10 protein-coding genes are annotated in these 14,904 nt (G+C 67.0%); 2 read left to right on the forward strand and 8 right to left on the reverse strand.

All coding sequences use genetic code 11. The features are described 5' to 3' along the window. Positions 1-6 precede the first annotated feature (6 nt). Positions 7-4,425 (reverse strand): hypothetical protein, encoded by a 4,419-nt coding sequence (locus J8F10_RS28595; RefSeq protein WP_210659816.1) that lies wholly within the window; start codon positions 4,423-4,425, stop codon positions 7-9. Positions 4,426-4,528: 103 nt separating this feature from the next. Continuing rightward, complete coding sequence (locus tag J8F10_RS28600) at positions 4,529-5,350, reverse strand: hypothetical protein (RefSeq protein ID WP_210659818.1); 822 nt, start codon at positions 5,348-5,350, stop codon at positions 4,529-4,531. 536 nt (positions 5,351-5,886) lie between these two features. Here J8F10_RS28600 and J8F10_RS28605 point away from each other — a divergent pair. Then, positions 5,887-6,876: an XrtA system polysaccharide deacetylase gene (locus J8F10_RS28605; RefSeq protein ID WP_246523622.1), complete on the forward strand. Its 990-nt coding sequence runs from the start codon at positions 5,887-5,889 to the stop codon at positions 6,874-6,876. Between the two features lie 100 nt (positions 6,877-6,976). Here J8F10_RS28605 and J8F10_RS28610 read toward each other — a convergent pair whose 3' ends face one another. Then, positions 6,977-7,375 carry a PEP-CTERM sorting domain-containing protein gene (locus J8F10_RS28610; protein ID WP_210659820.1) on the reverse strand — a complete coding sequence of 133 codons (399 nt, stop codon included), beginning with the start codon at positions 7,373-7,375 and terminating at the stop codon, positions 6,977-6,979. Between the two features lie 314 nt (positions 7,376-7,689). Between J8F10_RS28610 and J8F10_RS28615 the strand changes: the two genes are divergently transcribed. Further along, positions 7,690-9,312, forward strand: a complete 1,623-nt coding sequence (locus J8F10_RS28615; protein ID WP_210659822.1) for a BBP7 family outer membrane beta-barrel protein — start codon at positions 7,690-7,692, stop codon at positions 9,310-9,312. Between the two features lie 160 nt (positions 9,313-9,472). Here the strand turns inward: J8F10_RS28615 and J8F10_RS28620 are convergent, their stop codons facing one another. The 5 genes from J8F10_RS28620 to J8F10_RS28640 form a co-directional block, all read right to left on the reverse strand. Next, a complete protein-coding gene (locus tag J8F10_RS28620) occupies positions 9,473-10,672 on the reverse strand; it encodes a lactonase family protein (RefSeq protein ID WP_246523625.1) in 1,200 nt (399 codons plus the stop codon). 329 nt (positions 10,673-11,001) lie between these two features. Beyond that, a complete protein-coding gene (locus J8F10_RS28625; protein WP_210659827.1) occupies positions 11,002-11,940 on the reverse strand; it encodes an NAD-dependent epimerase/dehydratase family protein in 939 nt (312 codons plus the stop codon). 125 nt (positions 11,941-12,065) lie between these two features. Continuing rightward, positions 12,066-12,596 carry a hypothetical protein gene (locus J8F10_RS28630; RefSeq protein ID WP_210659828.1) on the reverse strand — a complete coding sequence of 177 codons (531 nt, stop codon included), beginning with the start codon at positions 12,594-12,596 and terminating at the stop codon, positions 12,066-12,068. A gap of 94 nt (positions 12,597-12,690) precedes the next feature. Beyond that, positions 12,691-13,242: a hypothetical protein gene (locus J8F10_RS28635; protein WP_210659830.1), complete on the reverse strand. Its 552-nt coding sequence runs from the start codon at positions 13,240-13,242 to the stop codon at positions 12,691-12,693. A 339-nt stretch (positions 13,243-13,581) separates the two neighbouring features. Further along, positions 13,582-14,682, reverse strand: a complete 1,101-nt coding sequence (locus J8F10_RS28640) for a polysaccharide biosynthesis/export family protein (RefSeq protein ID WP_210659831.1) — start codon at positions 14,680-14,682, stop codon at positions 13,582-13,584. Positions 14,683-14,904: the final 222 nt, after the last annotated feature.

A 14,904-nucleotide genomic window follows, 5' to 3' on the forward strand; every position in this document is an offset into this window, starting at 1 on the left:
GCCGCGTTAATCGACCGGGAACTTGTACTTGGACAGCAGCATCTTGTACTTGTCGAGTTCGATCGGGTGCAGGGCGTCGGCGGTCAGCCCGAGTTCCCGCGCCTTCTTCAGTTCGTCCACGGCCAGCACGCGGTTCGCTTCCAGCACGTTGAGGTCGAACGCCCAGGCCAGGTGGAAGTGGTACGGGGCGCGGTCGAACTGAACGAGCGCCATTTCGAGATCCTTGATCGCCCCTTCCGGTCGGCTGCTCACGAGGTACGCGACCGCGCGGGTGTCGAGGAACGACGGGACCGGTCCGCGGATCGCGATCAGGTCCGACATCAGCTTCACCGCGTCGTTCGCCCGCACCGGCTGGTACAGCGCGAGCAACATGCACAGGTTGTTCACCACCATGTCGTTGCGCCCCTTCGGAGCGGCGACCCGTGCGAACACGGCGACCGCGCGCTCGTACTCCTTGATCGCGTTCGCGTAGTCCCCGCGCGCGTCGAACAGCTCGGCCTTCGCGCCGATGAGCGCGGCTTCCAGTTCGGGGTCGCTCGCGGCTTTGGTGAGCGCGGCGTCGAGCCACTTCTCGATCTTCGCTTCGGTCGCGGCGGCGTCAGGGCGCTTCGCGCGCACCGCGCCGGTCAGGAGCCGGGCCGTGAGCGCGACGGGCGCCTTCGGTTCGCGCGCGAACGCGAGGTCGATGGCCCGTTCCGGTTGCTTCTGCCGCACGTACAGGATCGCGAGGGCCTGGTGCGCGCCCGGCGCCGGGCTCTCGGCGAGGTACTTCTTGTACACCGCTTCCGCGTCCGCGATCAGCCCGATCTCCTCGAACAGCGGGCCGGACCGGGCGACCGCGCTGTCGCCCGTGTCCCAGCCCGGGAACTTCTGGATCGCGCCGCGGGCCTGGTCGAGCAGGCGCTTCGCGTCGTCCGGTTCGAGTACGGCGCGGGCCTTGCTCTTGCGGTACAGCACGCGGGCGTCTTCGCGCGCGGCCTCCCAACTGCTCGGGTAGTTGACCTTCAGGCGCTCGAGCGCGTGCTCCGCGAGGTCCACGCGCTCGAGCGCCAGGTACACGCGAACGAGGGCCGCGAGGTGCTCGGGGGTCACGCCGGGCCGCAGGCGCGCGGCGAGCTTGAAGTATTTTTCCGCCTGGGCGAACTTGTCCCGGCCCTGATCGAACGAGAGCCGCCCGAGCAGGTAGAACTCGTCCGGGGTGAGGTCCCCGCGGTCCCCGTAGGATTTCAGCACGTCGACGCCCTTCTCGCGCGTCACCGGGTCCAGCGTCCAAATCACGGCGCGGGCCTTCACGTCTTCCGGGTCGTTCGCGGCGACCGCCAGGTTGCGCTCGATCAGGGCCAGCGCTTCGCCCCGCAGGGCGTATGCGTCCGCGCGGCTAATCATGGTGAGCGCGAGGTGGCGCCTGGCCCATCGAGCCACGTCGGGCGCGGCGGCGTCTTTCGCTTTGAGCAGTAGCTCGTCGGCCCGCTTCATCTGGCCGGTGTGCTGGAAGAACTGGACGAGGTGCCGCGTCGGGTTGAGCTCCAGCGGCGCGACCGTGACGGCGGCGGTGTAGTGGTCGAGTGCGGCCTTCAGATCGCCCACCATCTCGTGCAACCCGCCCAGGCCGATCTCGAGTTCGGCCCTTCCTTCGGTGGTCGGGGGCGGGGGGGCGGCCGTGAGCGCTTTCTCGGCCTGCGCGACCGCGCGCTTCGCGTCGTCGAGCTTGTTGGCGCGAACCAGTTGCGAAACCAGCCCCCCCCACGTCTCGGGCACCTGATCGTTCAACTCGACCGCGCGGCGGAGCGCGACCAGCGCGTCCGCGTCCTCGCGGATCGTGACCAGTAGCGACCCGCGGAGCAGTTGCATCCGGTAGTCCTTGCTGTCGGCCGGGGCGACGCGATCAATGGTCGGGCGCGAGTTCTTGGGCAGTTCCTGGGCCAGCAACAGGTTGCGGATCGACCGGTACCGCTCCAGGTCGTCCGGGAGCCGCGTCTCGGTGCTCAGTTTGTTCAACATCCCGACGGCCTTGTCGTCCTGCTTCTTGGTGCGGTACAGCTCCACCGCCCGGCGGACCACGAACTCCTGGCGCTCGCCCTTCTCGATGGCCGCCGTGTAGTTGACTAGGGCCGCGTCGTTCAGGCCCTCGATCACGTCGAGTTCCGCCAGCGCCACGAATACGCGCCCCCACCCCGGGCGCAGGTCGCGCACGCGCCCGGCCAGGTCCCGCAGTTCCTTCACGGCCGCCGCGCGGCCCGCGCCGTCGGTCATCTTGCGGGCGTCGGGCAACTTGATGGCGATGTACCCCAGCGCGCCGACCGGCCCGTCCTTGCCCTCGACTTCGGCGATCTCCCGGAGCGCCCGGTCCACGACGTCCGCGCGCCCGCCGGCGATGCCGTGGTCGAGCAGCGCCGCGTGGCACATCAGGTCTTTCGGTTTCAGGTCCGCCGCGGCCCGCAGGCACTTGAGCGCGACCGTGCGCAGCGCCTGGGACTCGTCCGGTTTCTGGAGGTCCGCGCCCCGGCCGGCGGTCTGACCCAGCCCGAACCAGAGCCGGAACTGGTCGCCGGGCGCGAACTTCGCGGCCCCGGCGCCGAGCGCCTCGAACTCCTCGGGGCCCGGTGCCTTCGGGCGCGAAACGAGCAGTCCGGCGCGCGCCAGCCGGAAGTCCACTGTGTCCCCGACCTTGGCTTCGGCCTCGTCGAGAACCGCCCGCGCGGATTCGATGGTTCCGCCGTCCTTGACCCGCGCGAGTGCCACGAACACGCGCGCGGCCTTCGCGTGCTTCGGGTTCGCGTCGAGCCAGTCGCGCAGCAGCTTCACCGCGTCCGCCGGGCGCCCCCGGGCCACGAGTCCGTCCGCTTCGAGGACATAAACCTCCGCCGCGCGCTCCGCGACCGGGCCGAGGCTCTCCTGGAACCGGTCCCAGTTCCGCACCTCGATCTCGACCGGTTGCACGAGCACGTCGAGGAGCTCGAGCCGCACCAGTTCGGGCCGGTAGTCGATGAGTTGGAGCGCGTTCACGATGGTGCGGTACCGGCGCAGCGCGTCCTCGATTTTGCCCATCTTGGACAGCGCCTCGGCCTCGCCGATGAGCGCGAACGGGTAGCTCGGGTCGTCGCGGAGGGCCTTCTGGCAGTACTCGAGTTGCTTGTCCGGGTTCTGCACGTTCGCGTAACACGTGGCCAACCCGACCATCACCTTTTTGTGGAACGCGCGCACGTTCGCGACCTTCGGGTCCGCTTCTTCGAGCAGCGGTTGGGCGGCGCGCCAGTCCTGCTTGAGCAGCGCGAGGCGCCCGCGGTAGTAGGGCACCAGGGCCTTGTTACCGCCGTCGCGCGCGAGCTTGTCCACCAGCGCGGTCGAATCGGTCTGCTCGCCGAGGTCGATGAGCCGGTCCACGAGCATCGCGAAGTCGGAGTCCATCTTCGTGAGCAGCTTGGCCGTCGCCCGCAGAACTTCGATGCCCTCGGCCTTCTTGTCCTGCCGCGTCAGCACTTCGGCGAGCAGCGCGCCGACGGCCAGGTTCTTCGGGTCGCGCTCGTGTGCGAGGCGCAGGTACCCCTCGGCCTCCCGGAGCTTGCCAGGCACTTGCTGAAGGGTCTTGATCTCCGCGACCGCGAGCTCGGCCGCGGCGAGGAGCGCGTCCGGGTCTTTGGACCCACCGGGGATCGCGTTGAGCGCGTAGGTGATGTTGGTGCGCGCGTTCTGCAGTTCCCCCAGGAACCGCTGGAATTGAGCCGCGGCGACGCGGGCGGCCACGTCGTTCACGAACCGGGGCTCGCGGAGCAGCGCTTCCAGTAACCCGGCGATGTTCGCGTTGCGTTGCGGGTCGGACGTGTTCGCGTAGTTCAGTTCCAGCGCCCGCTTGTACACCCGCACCGGGGCCGTTCCGGTCTTGACGGCCGCGCTCAGGTGCCCGAGGGCCTTCGTGAGATCGCCCAACCCCTGCTCACACGCCGCGGCGAGCTCCAACACCTCGATGTCGGACTTGTACCCGCCCCCGGGGGCCGCGAACAGCATCTCGACGTGCTGCCGGGCGCTCATGTACTTGCCGTTCTTGACGTACACCTCGACCAACTGCCGGCGCTCGTCCGTGTGGGCCGGGAACGCGCGCAAGAACCCCTCGACGCCGACCGCGACGCGCTCGACGGGCGCCGGTTCCGATTCGGCCCGGCCCTGCTCGAACAGAAGGCTCGCGTATTTTTGGTAAGCCGATTCGTCGCTCGGTCGGAACTTGAGGTACTTCGCGTACAGCGCGATGACCTCGCCGCGCTTCGCGGAATCGCCGCCGATGGCGGCCTCGGCCCGCTCCGCCGCTTCCTTGTAGACGGAAACCTGGCTCTTGATCTGCACGCGGTGAACGGCGAAGACGGCCCCACTCAGTGCGAGAAACACGGCGCAGACGATCAGAAGGCGCTTCCAGTACAGCGTTCGACGCACGGGCATAGTCCTCGGTGGGCGGCCGGAAAAACGAAGACGGGGCAACAATTGTTGCCCCGTCCAGCGTAGCACACATTAATCGCAACGAAAACCCGGCGCCCGGTCAGACCGCGGCGCGCTTGCGGAACGTGCGGCGCAGGCCGAGAAGCGGCAGCGCGATCAGCCCGAGTGCCAGACCGCCGGGGGCCGGGACCGCGCGGGTCGTCGGGTCCACACGGGCACCGGCCGACCCGGTGAACGTGCTGCTCGGGTCGATCGAGCCGGTCTGGTTCACCGAGATCAGGATCACCTGTTGGATCGCGTAGGGGGTGCTCAGCCCCGACACGTCCGACGACGTGATGCGGGCGTTATTGGGGTCCGACGGCAGCGTATCGGTGGCCACCCCGGTCGGACCGCCGGACGTCGGGCCGTCCGCCAGCGTGCTGGTGCTGCTGGCCGCGATCGCGCCGGGCGCGGTGGGGTCGTAGATGCGGCTGAACGAATCGACCTGGATGCTCCCGCCCGCGAACCCGAGGGCGACGCCGGCACTGTTCTGGAGCATGGCGGGGGCGCCGTTGCTGGTGAACTTGTCGTCGGTGATCGTGATCCGGAGGGTGTGCGGCTGCGACGGATCGAAGTTGCTCGTGAACCCGGCCGTGAAGCTGGTCGAGAGCGAAGCGTTCAGGGTACCCTGGTGGCTGTTCGTCCCGGTCGAGCCGTTCAGGGTGAATTGCCCCGTGGGGCTGGAGTAACTGAAATTCTGGAAGAAGGTCGTCGCCCCGGCCGGGCTGCCGACCGTGTACGCGCTGCTACCCACGACGGTGCTGCTCGCGTTGAGTTCTTCAACGAGAATCTGAACTTCGGCGCTCGACCGGGCGGGAGCGAAGCAGACCACGGCGACGGCCGCTAGTCCCGCGGCGATCCACCGTAACTGACGCTGAAGCATGACGGGTAGCTCCTAACTGGAGACTCAGTGGGCGAAACGAACGGGCTGTATGCACAACGCTCCGATGCCCCACCGGGGTTCGGAACGCAAGACCGAACGGCCCACCCGTTTTGGTGGCGCCCTCGGTCCGTTGGGAATTTAGGGGCGTTCCCGAACAGGCGTGTTGCGCGGATTTCGCAGCCTCTTGCTAAGAAAGCGAGAATGCCCCCATGCTGTCAACCCGATTATACGAAGAACCGCTAATTTACCGTGCAATCTCAATGCCAATTCGACACAGGTCGAACCGGATGAGCGTTTCGAGCGTAAGCACCTTCACCCGCGGAACTTCGCGCGAAGTAGTCGAAAACACAATGTCGACCAAACGAATCCGGCTTCTTGCCAACATTGACTAAGGTAGCGAACAAGTTACACCGCGGTTCCGAATGTTTACACTTCGGCGATTCGCAAGACCCGTCTTGAGCCGAACTCCCAAAAAGTGCTACTCTTCAGCGCCGAGCCCCGGATGGATCCGTTCCGGCTTCCGTTGGAAGACCGATATGAGTGCAATGCGAGAGATCGTGCAATCGCCCTACCGCCCACTGGGAACTACGAGCGTGAGTACGGGCGCCAGCGCCCGCACCCGTGTCGAGGGTCCGTCGGCGGTCAGCGTGGCGAACGTCATCAGCTTCGACGTCGAAGAGCACGACCGGATCGAGGCGGCGGTCGGGCTACCGTGCTCCCCGGAGCTGAAAGCCGACTACGCGGCACGGATGGAATCCTCCACGCGGCGCCTGCTCGATCAGCTCGCCGCGGCGAAGGTCACGGCCACCTTTTACATCGTGGGCGAGATCGCCCGGGCGCACCCGAAACTGGTGCGCGACATCTTCGCGGCCGGGCACGAGGTCGGGTCGCACAGTTGGGACCACCGCCGGATTCACCAGTTCACGCCCGAGAGCTTTCGGGAAGACCTGCGCAAAAGTAAGGACGTCCTCGAACAAACGATCGGCGCCGCGGTGTTCGGTTTCCGCGCCCCGACGTTCAGCTTGATGCGCGAGACGTGGTGGGCGATCGATGCGCTCGCCGAGTGCGGCTTCGAGTACGACAGTTCCATCTTCCCGGTGCGCCACGACCGCTACGGCCTCCCGACCGCGCCGCGCGTGCCGTTCATCGCCCAGGGCCGCGAGCACGAGATCCTCGAACTCCCGCCGCTGACGTACCGGGTCGCCGGGATGAACCTGCCGGTCGCGGGCGGGGGGTACTTCCGCCTGTTCCCGCTCGCGGTGATGCGTGCCGGGTTGCGCCAGGCGGCGCGATCCGAGGTGCCGCAAGTGGGGATGCTGTACTTCCACCCGTGGGAGTTCGACCCCGATCAGCCGAAGCTTCCCCTGGGGCGCCTCGCCCGGTGGCGCACCTATGTTGGAATCGGTCGCACAACGGACCGGCTCGCGCAATTGCTGGGCGAGTTCCGGTTCCGCCGCGCGATCGACGCGGTGCGCGACCTCCGCGCGATCAGCGCGGAACTACCGCGGTTCCAGGTCACCGATTAATAGCGAACCCCGACCTTGCCTCGGCGAACCCTGACTGCAAGGTCGGGGGTAATAGTCAAAGGTTCGCGCCACCCCCGACCTCGTGGTCGGGGTTCACCAACTACTCCGCCTTCTTCTCGTCGCGCCGACGGAACCCGTAGCCCGCGGCCGCGGCCAACCCAATCAGCCCGCCCACGATCGTACCCGGTTCCGGCACGCCGCATGGCGGCGGGCACACCGGCGGTACCACGATCGGCGGCGGACTCACCGGCGGCACCACAATCACCGGCGGCGGGGGCGGGGGTACGAACGGCGGCGGGCTCACCGGCGGAACCACGACCAGCGGCGGCGGGCTGACCGGCGGGATCACGGTGACCGGGGGCGGGCTCGTCCACACGGGCGGAAAGAACGCCTGCGCGGGTGACGACCACACCGTGAACGGCACCGTGGTGAGTGTCACGGTCACCGCGGGGAGCAGTTGCTTCAACTTCTTCTTGAGACGTATGCGCCGAGTTGCCACGATCGCCCTCCTTAGCATCTTCCCCGAGCAGCTTCAGTTTGTGCGGCTTCTAACGCTTACTTCGGTCCGCGCGCCGGCGCCACTTCAGCCATTCCCCCCGTAGTAACTCGGTCCCCGTACCCGCGCCCCCGGTGCCGACAGCGCGGAAGATGCGCAAGACTCCGTCGAAACCGGCGCGCGGGCAAAAGAAGTTGCGCCGGGGCGCCAGCGAAGTTTCGGACGGCGTGGGGATTTGGCCGAATGAATGATGTGACGTGACGCATTCTGGGCGGCAGGATACCGGCCCGGCGAGCGTGTCAGGAGGACCACATCACATGAACCGCATTCTGCTCGGCGGGCTGGGAATCGCGCTGGGCGTGTTTGCACACCCCGCGCTCGCACAGCAACCCGTTCCGACGGGAACGAAAGCACCCACGCGGGCCGCGACGTTGGGGCGCCCGAGTGCGATTCCCGACCCGCAACCCGATTCGGGCATCACTCAAACCGGCTTGTTCCCGAACCGTCCGTCCGGCCAATCGCGGCCCACGACGACTTACGCGCCGGGTAACTTCGGTACGCCCATTCCGGTCATCTCGCAGCCGCCGATGAGTGGCGGGGTGCCGATGAGCGGCATGCCGGTGGTGCAGTCGACCCCGCCCGGCTCGGTCGCGGCCCCGCAATTCGTTCCGGGGGCACCGAGCATCACCGAGTCGCGTGACCCGACCGGGCGCATCCCCAGTGGGGGTGTCGTGGTCCCGTCGGTCGCGCCCGGCGGCTACGACTGTCCGGTGGGGCTGGAAGACCCGTTGTTCACCGGTGCCCCGGAGATTGGCGCGATCGACCGCGTGGCTCGCACTCACAAAGCGTGGGTGTCCGGGGAAGTGCTCCTGTGGTGGAACCGCGGGAGCCAGGTGCCGCCGCTCGTCACCACCAGCTCGCCGCAATTCAACGGCATCATCGGCCAAGGCGACACGCGGGTGCTGCTCGGCGGATCGTTCGGCGACACGTACCACGTCGGCGGGCGCATCGGCGCGGGGTACTGGTTCGGTGACAACGAGTGCCGCGGGATCGACGCCCGCGTGTTCTGGGTTTCACCGACCACCGCGACGTTCTCGGCGAACACCAACCAGTTCCCGCTCCTGGCGCGGCCGTTCTTCAATATCAACGGCACGATCTCGGACCCGAACTTTGCCTTCGGCCAGTCGTCGGAAGTCATCGCGGGGCCAGGGGTCGCAACGGGTAGCGTGACCGCCGCGATGAAGAGCACCGTGTGGGGCGGGGAAATCAACTACCGGCGGTACCTCGCCGGCACCACGGGCGCGCGGCTCGACCTGCTCGCCGGTTACCGCTACCTGGACGTGAGCGAGCAGCTCACCATCACCGAACGGTTCGCGCGCATCCCGGGTTCGGACCCAACCGTCGGTATCCCGGCAATTGCCGGTACCATCACGGACTCGTTCCGCACCGAGAACCAGTTCCACGGTGGTCAGATCGGTGTGACCGGGTCGTTCCAGCGCGGGCGGTGGTCGCTCGATCCGCGTGCGACGGTCGCGTTCGGTACCGTTCACCAAACGGTGGAAATCAACGGCTCCCAGATGCTGACGTTCGCGAACGGCCTGACCACGACCACGCCCGGCGGGTTGCTCGCGGTACCGGGGGCGAACATCGGGCGGTTCAGCCAGGATAAGTTCGCGGTGGTGCCGGAAGTCGGACTGAACATCGGCTGGCAGGCCACGGACCGCATGAAACTGTTCGTCGGCTACAACTTCCTGTACCTGAGCAGCGCGGTGCGCCCGGGCGAGGCGATCGACACCCGCCTCGACGCGGCCCGCGTCCCGAACCTGATCCCGTCGGGCTCCGGGGTGCCGCTGGCGAGCCCGATCCGTCCGCAGCCGCAGTTCAGCACGAGCGGCTACTTCATCCAGGGCATCAGCTTCGGCCTTACGTACCGTTGGTAATTGAATCGCTCTCCTCGGCCCCGGCCTCCCCATCGTGGAAGGCCGGTGCCGGGATCAGTTCTTCCTCACATCTCCTCTGCGACTAACATTTCGCGCGCGCTGCCTCCGCTTCTGGCTAACATCGAGCGTTTACGTTAGCCACTGGGGTAGCCGAAGCGCATCACCCCGGCTTCGCGAGATCGAGGAACACGACAATCGACGGGTTGCCCACGGGCGTGTAGTGCCCCGTGAAAGTGAGTCCACCGGTTTTGCGATCCACGCGGAACACGGTGACGTTGTCCGCGCGCTGGTTGCAGCAGTACAGAAACTGGCCGGTGGGGTCGAAGGTGAAGCTGCGCGGGTAGTTCCCGCGGGTCCATTCGTCGCCGACGTGTGTGAGCGTGCCCTTCTCGCCAACAGAAAAGATGCCGATGCTGTCGTGCAGCCGATTGCCCGCGTAGACGAACCGGCCGTCGGCGGAGACCAGGATCTCGGAGCAGAAGTTGCTGCCCGCGAACTTGGGCGGAAGAGTGGAGATCGTTTGCCGCGAGGTTAGCCCGCCGGTCGCGCCGTCGTAGTCGAACAGCACGATCGTGGAGCCTTCCTCCTGGATGGAGTAGAACCACTTACCGTTGGGGTGGAAATGGAAGTGCCGCGGGCCGTCGCCCGGCGGTAGCGAAACCGCGGGCGGATCGTTCGGTGTTAGCGTGCCCTTCTTCTCGTCGAATTTCCAAACGAAGATCTTGTCCAACCCCAGATCCACGTGCAACACAAAGCGCCCGCTCGGGTCGGCCTCGATCATGTGCGCGTGGGTCCGGTCGTGACCACTAAAGGCGAAGCTCCCGGGTGGGGCGTGGACCGCTTTGGTGGGACCAACCTTACCGGCGTCGATTTTGGTGTCGGTGGCGTCGCCCAGCCGACCGTCTTCGAGGATCGGCAGTACAGCGATCGACCCGCCGAAGTAGTTGGCCACCAGCACGAACTTCCCGGACGGATGGATGCTCACGTAGGTGGGTCCAGCGCCGCCCGAGGTCACCGTGTTGAGCAACTTCAGTTTGCCGTCCGCCCGGTCGATCGCGAACGCGCTGACCGTGCCCACCTTGTCCTTGCCCACGCGGTCGGTTTCGTTGGCCGAATACAGTCGCGTTCCGGCCGCGTTGACGGCCAGGCAACTCGGGCTCGTGCCCATTTCGTGAACGCCGGCCGCAGTTAGCGCCCCGGTGGTGCGGTCCACTTTGAAGATGTGAATGCCGCGCCCGTTCCCGGGCGGCAGATCCACCTGAGTCGGCAACACGTCGCGCAGCGGGGAACTAAACGTCCCCACGTAAGCAAGGAGCGGTTTGTCGGCTTTGTCCGCTTCCGCGCGGAGTGCCCCGCCCATGAGGGGCGCGGACCCTACCAGCGCGACGGAGTTCTTAACGAACGAACGGCGTGAGTGTTCGTGTGAGTTCATGATGGGAACGGCGTGTCGGGATGAAGGCGGGAGCAACTCGATTCGAGGTGCTTATCATCGCCTTTTATGCACGCCCGTCAAGCACACAGGGCTCCCGCCCTGTGCTACGAACGCCGGCCCCTCCGGGGCGGAAAGGCATTGGCCTTCGCTGCCACATTGCAGATGAGATGAAGGCGACCGGGCGGCAGATGGGTTATGGTCTTTCGCCCCGGAGGGGCCGTCTGACGTAGCACAGGGCGGAAGCCCTGTGAAACCTTCTACTGCGATTGGGACCACTCCAGCGTGCGGCGCAGCCCCTCGGCGAACGGCACCGCGGGCGCGTAGCCGAGGTCGGCCCGGATGCGGTCGATCTTCGCGCGCGAGTGCCGCACGTCGCCGGCGCGGGCCGCGCTGTGCGTCGGGACCGCGGTCGTGCCGAGGATCTTGTTCAGTTCCGCGATCAGCATCAGTAAGTTCACGCTCCCGCCGGTACCCACGTTGTAGACGCGCCCGCTCACGCCCGGCGTTTCGGCCGCGAGCATGAGGGCCTTCGCCACGTCCGAAACGTACACGAAGTCGCGCGACTGGAGCCCGTCGCCGTGAATGGTCGGCGTGCGCCCTGCAGCGAGCAGCGCCGCGAAGATCGCGATCACGCCCGAGTACGGGCTGTCCGCGCGCTGGCGCGGACCGAACACGTTGAAGAACCGCAGGCGCACCGTTTCGATGCCGTAAGAGTGCGCGAACGATTCCGCGTACAGCTCCCCCGCGAGCTTCGCCGCCGCGTAGGGCGACAGCGCCATGAGCGGCGTGTTCTCGTCCTGCCCGGCCTCGTCGGAGGCGTTACCGTAAGCGCTCGCGCTCCCCGCGTACACGATGCGCCGGACGCCGGCCTTGCGCGCCTGGTGGAACACGTTCAGCGCGCCCGTTGCGCACGCGGCGTGCGACGCGAGCGGGTCTTCCACGCTCTTCGCCACCGACGCGAGCGCGGCGAGGTGAAACACCACGTCGCACCCGGCCACCGCGCGCTCGACGGCGCCGGCATCGGTGGCGCACCCGCGGATCAGTTCCGGTGCGGGCGCGATGTGCTCGAGGTTGCTGGGGAGCCCCGTTGAGAGATCGTCCAGCACGCGCACCGTGTGCCCCGCGGCCGCGAGCGCTTCTACCAAGTGCGAGCCGATGAACCCCGCCCCGCCGGTCACCAGACACTTTCCCGCCATCGCAAGTTCCCCGTGGGAGAGTTCCGAGTTGGAACGTGGAATTGGGAGTCGCCGCGCGCCCGAAACGAAACAACCCGACCGGGGCACGGTCGGGTGCGGGCGCCGGCCCTCAGTTTAAGATACGATCACGGGCTGAACTTGCTGCCCGGAACGGGCGGGATCGGCGGCAGTTCGCCCGGCTTCTTGGTGCCGGTCTTCGGTTCGGCGTCGCTCCCCTTCGGTTCCGCGCCGGTTCCCTTCGGGTCGATCGGGCGCGGCGGGTTCAGTTCTTCGCCGGTGCGCGGGGGCGTCATGACGGCCGGCTTCGGGGCGTCGCTCACGCCGTGCCCCTGGTACGGGTACGGGCACGCATCGTCCCACTTGCGCCACTGCGTTTGGAAGTACCCGAAGCACGCGCCGGGGGCCAGCGTCACCGGGTACGGCTTCTTGTTCTTGTTCGGGAAGAGGATCGATTTCCCGCACGTGGAACAGCTCCCCTTCGGGGTGCCGTGCTGACAGGTCTCACAGCCGGGCGCCCCGATCGTAACCGGCGCACCCACGGTGACCGGCACGGGCGCCGTCACGTCCGCGGCCCGCGCCGACGAACCGGCCCACGCGAACACCGCCACGGCCACGATCCTTGTGGCGAGCCGGGCGAAACACGAGCGAATACTCATACCGAGACTCCTTTCACGGTTGAGACAGAATCCGTTCAAACGAACCGCGTTGGTCGGGCGCCTCTGGCGCCGGCCCCGCGGTTCCCGTTTTCATTCACCGGCGGAACGAGCCCACCGCCGCACCGACGCCGAGGGCGGTGCCCCCGACCGAACCGAGCGCGCTGCGCGGCCGGGCCGAGTTGCCCACGGTCGGGCCGACGCCCCCACCAGCAAAGGTGCCGCCGCTACCGCCGCCGTAGCCCAGAACGCCGCGCCCGTTCGCGATCCCGTTCTGGTACCAGTGGCCGTAATTGCCCGAGTTCCCGCCGTACCAGTGCCCGAGGTTGTTGAACGACCCCACAACACCCGTGGGGGGCAGTTGCGCATCAGCGGAGTATGCGCCGCCGGTGAACCCCTGGGGCGACAGGGTTTGCCCCGGGAACGCGAACCCCGGCACTTGGGGGCCGTTCGGGTTCACGACCGGCTGGTTCTGCCCCAAGAACCCTTGCCCCGGGGTCGCCAGTACCGGCCGCCCGCCCCCGAAGATGCTCTGGAACTGAGTGTTCCGCGGGCGAACGGGCACCTGCGGTTGCGCCCCCACTGGATCGAGCGCCCCGAACCCCATAACGGCGACGGCGGCGATAATCGCGGACACTCGGAACGACATGCTGCGACTCCTTCAGAAGTAGGGCGTGCGGCGGACCCGACCGTTCAGTTTAACACGACCGACTTCCGGTTGCCGCAAACGACATCGGCGGTGCGGAACGCGCCGAAGCAGGCGCCGCACCGCCGATGTCACTGTTCCTCCCGGCAACAGCCGGTGCGACCAGAAGAACCGGCGGAAGGCGTCGATCCCTCAAGTTGAGCCGCTAATTGCAAAGTCGAAAGTCGTGCAGAAATGCCGTCGAAAGTCGTAAGGTCGAAAGTCATAAGGTCGAAGACTCGCTTGGTTGCGGTCTTCGACCTTATGACTTTCGACCTTACGACTTTCGACTGAGATCCCGTTTTAAGGGATGATCGGGGCCACGATCCCGACGTTGCCGTTGTTGCCGTTGTTGCGGAACTGGTTATTCACGCTCCCGGCAAGTAGCGCCACGCCGAGCGTGCGCTGGACCGGCGACAGGAGCCGGGCGAGGTACGTGTCGAACTTGCTCAGCGGCTGCGACAGGATGTAGATCCGGTCGGACGGCAGGATCTGGTAGTTCGTCTTCACCTGGCCCTTGCGGGTGATGCCGCACCAGTCCACGGGCAGGATCTGGTCGTTGCCGGCTTCGGTCGGGGCCGGGCGCGCCACCCAGATGTGCTTGCTCGACACCGCCGACAGCCCGCCGATGAGCGACACCGCGTCGAGCACCGTCTCGTTGCCGGTGTGCGGCAAGCGCGTCACCTGTTCGCCGTTGCCCGCGAAGTCGGTGATGACGTAGTAGAACTTGCTGTTGTACGAGTACACGTCCACGGACACCTCGGGGCGCACGAGGTACTTCGACAGGTGCGCTTCGATGGCCTGCTTCACCTGCGCGAGGCTCAGCCCCGCGACGTACACGCTCCCGTACCCGCCGAGCCCCACCGTGCCGTCGGGCCGAACGATGTGCTGGCCGCTGATCTGCTGGACCCCGCGCGACTGCGCCAGCGACACGGTGACGTTGGCGTTCTTTGCGTGGACGCGCACCTTCGCTTCGATGATCTTCTGGGCCTCGTCGGTCGTCATGTCCGTGACCCGAATCGACCCGCCGTAGCGCGGCCCCAGGTTAATGGTCCCGTCCGGGTCCACCGGGTACAGCCCCGCGAGCTTGTTCTGGTCGAAATCGTTCTCCGCGCTCAGGTAGAGCACGTCGAGCGGCTCCAACCGGTACGGCGGGAGCGGGATCACCCGGATCGCATCAATTTGGAGCACATCGGGCGTCTCCACGATGTACGGCGGCAGGCTGACCTTGTTCAGCTCTTTGGGGACCGGAACGTCGGGGATGGTGCAACAGTTAAATTTCGGCGGTTTGCAGCAGTCCCGTTCCGCCTTGAAATCGTGGACCGACCGGCAACCGGCGCCGCCGAACAGTCCGGCGACCGCGACCAACGCCACCCACGCTTTCCAGATGCGCCGGTGTGCCATGACTTCACTCCTTATCCCGAGTTCGGGGATTACGCGAACAGTGTGGATGGCCGGGAATACTCCGGTCCCCCGGTCCGCCCATGCTTGCCTGTTTAATCGGCGTCCCCGGTTTCTCGGTCCAATAAAAACTTTCCCTCCCATCCGTGCCTTCCGACCCTACCCGTCCTAACTCCACCTTTAACTCTTCCTCGGCCGGTGCAAATCTTCTCGCCCGCCTTGACA

Source organism: Gemmata palustris (assembly GCF_017939745.1).
GTDB lineage: Bacteria > Planctomycetota > Planctomycetia > Gemmatales > Gemmataceae > Gemmata > Gemmata palustris.

What these genes read in the sequence shown, in the direction of transcription:
- J8F10_RS28600 (WP_210659818.1), bottom strand. Translation starts at nt 5,350, where the DNA reads ATGCTTCAGCGTCAGTTACGGTGGATCGCCGCGGGACTAGCGGCCGTC.
- J8F10_RS28605 (WP_246523622.1), top strand. Translation starts at nt 5,887, where the DNA reads ATGAGTGCAATGCGAGAGATCGTGCAATCGCCCTACCGCCCACTGGGA.
- J8F10_RS28615 (WP_210659822.1), top strand. Translation starts at nt 7,690, where the DNA reads ATGAACCGCATTCTGCTCGGCGGGCTGGGAATCGCGCTGGGCGTGTTT.
- J8F10_RS28620 (WP_246523625.1), bottom strand. Translation starts at nt 10,672, where the DNA reads ATGGGCGGGGCACTCCGCGCGGAAGCGGACAAAGCCGACAAACCGCTC.
- J8F10_RS28625 (WP_210659827.1), bottom strand. Translation starts at nt 11,940, where the DNA reads ATGGCGGGAAAGTGTCTGGTGACCGGCGGGGCGGGGTTCATCGGCTCG.
- J8F10_RS28630 (WP_210659828.1), bottom strand. Translation starts at nt 12,596, where the DNA reads ATGAGTATTCGCTCGTGTTTCGCCCGGCTCGCCACAAGGATCGTGGCC.
- J8F10_RS28635 (WP_210659830.1), bottom strand. Translation starts at nt 13,242, where the DNA reads ATGTCGTTCCGAGTGTCCGCGATTATCGCCGCCGTCGCCGTTATGGGG.
- J8F10_RS28640 (WP_210659831.1), bottom strand. Translation starts at nt 14,682, where the DNA reads ATGGCACACCGGCGCATCTGGAAAGCGTGGGTGGCGTTGGTCGCGGTC.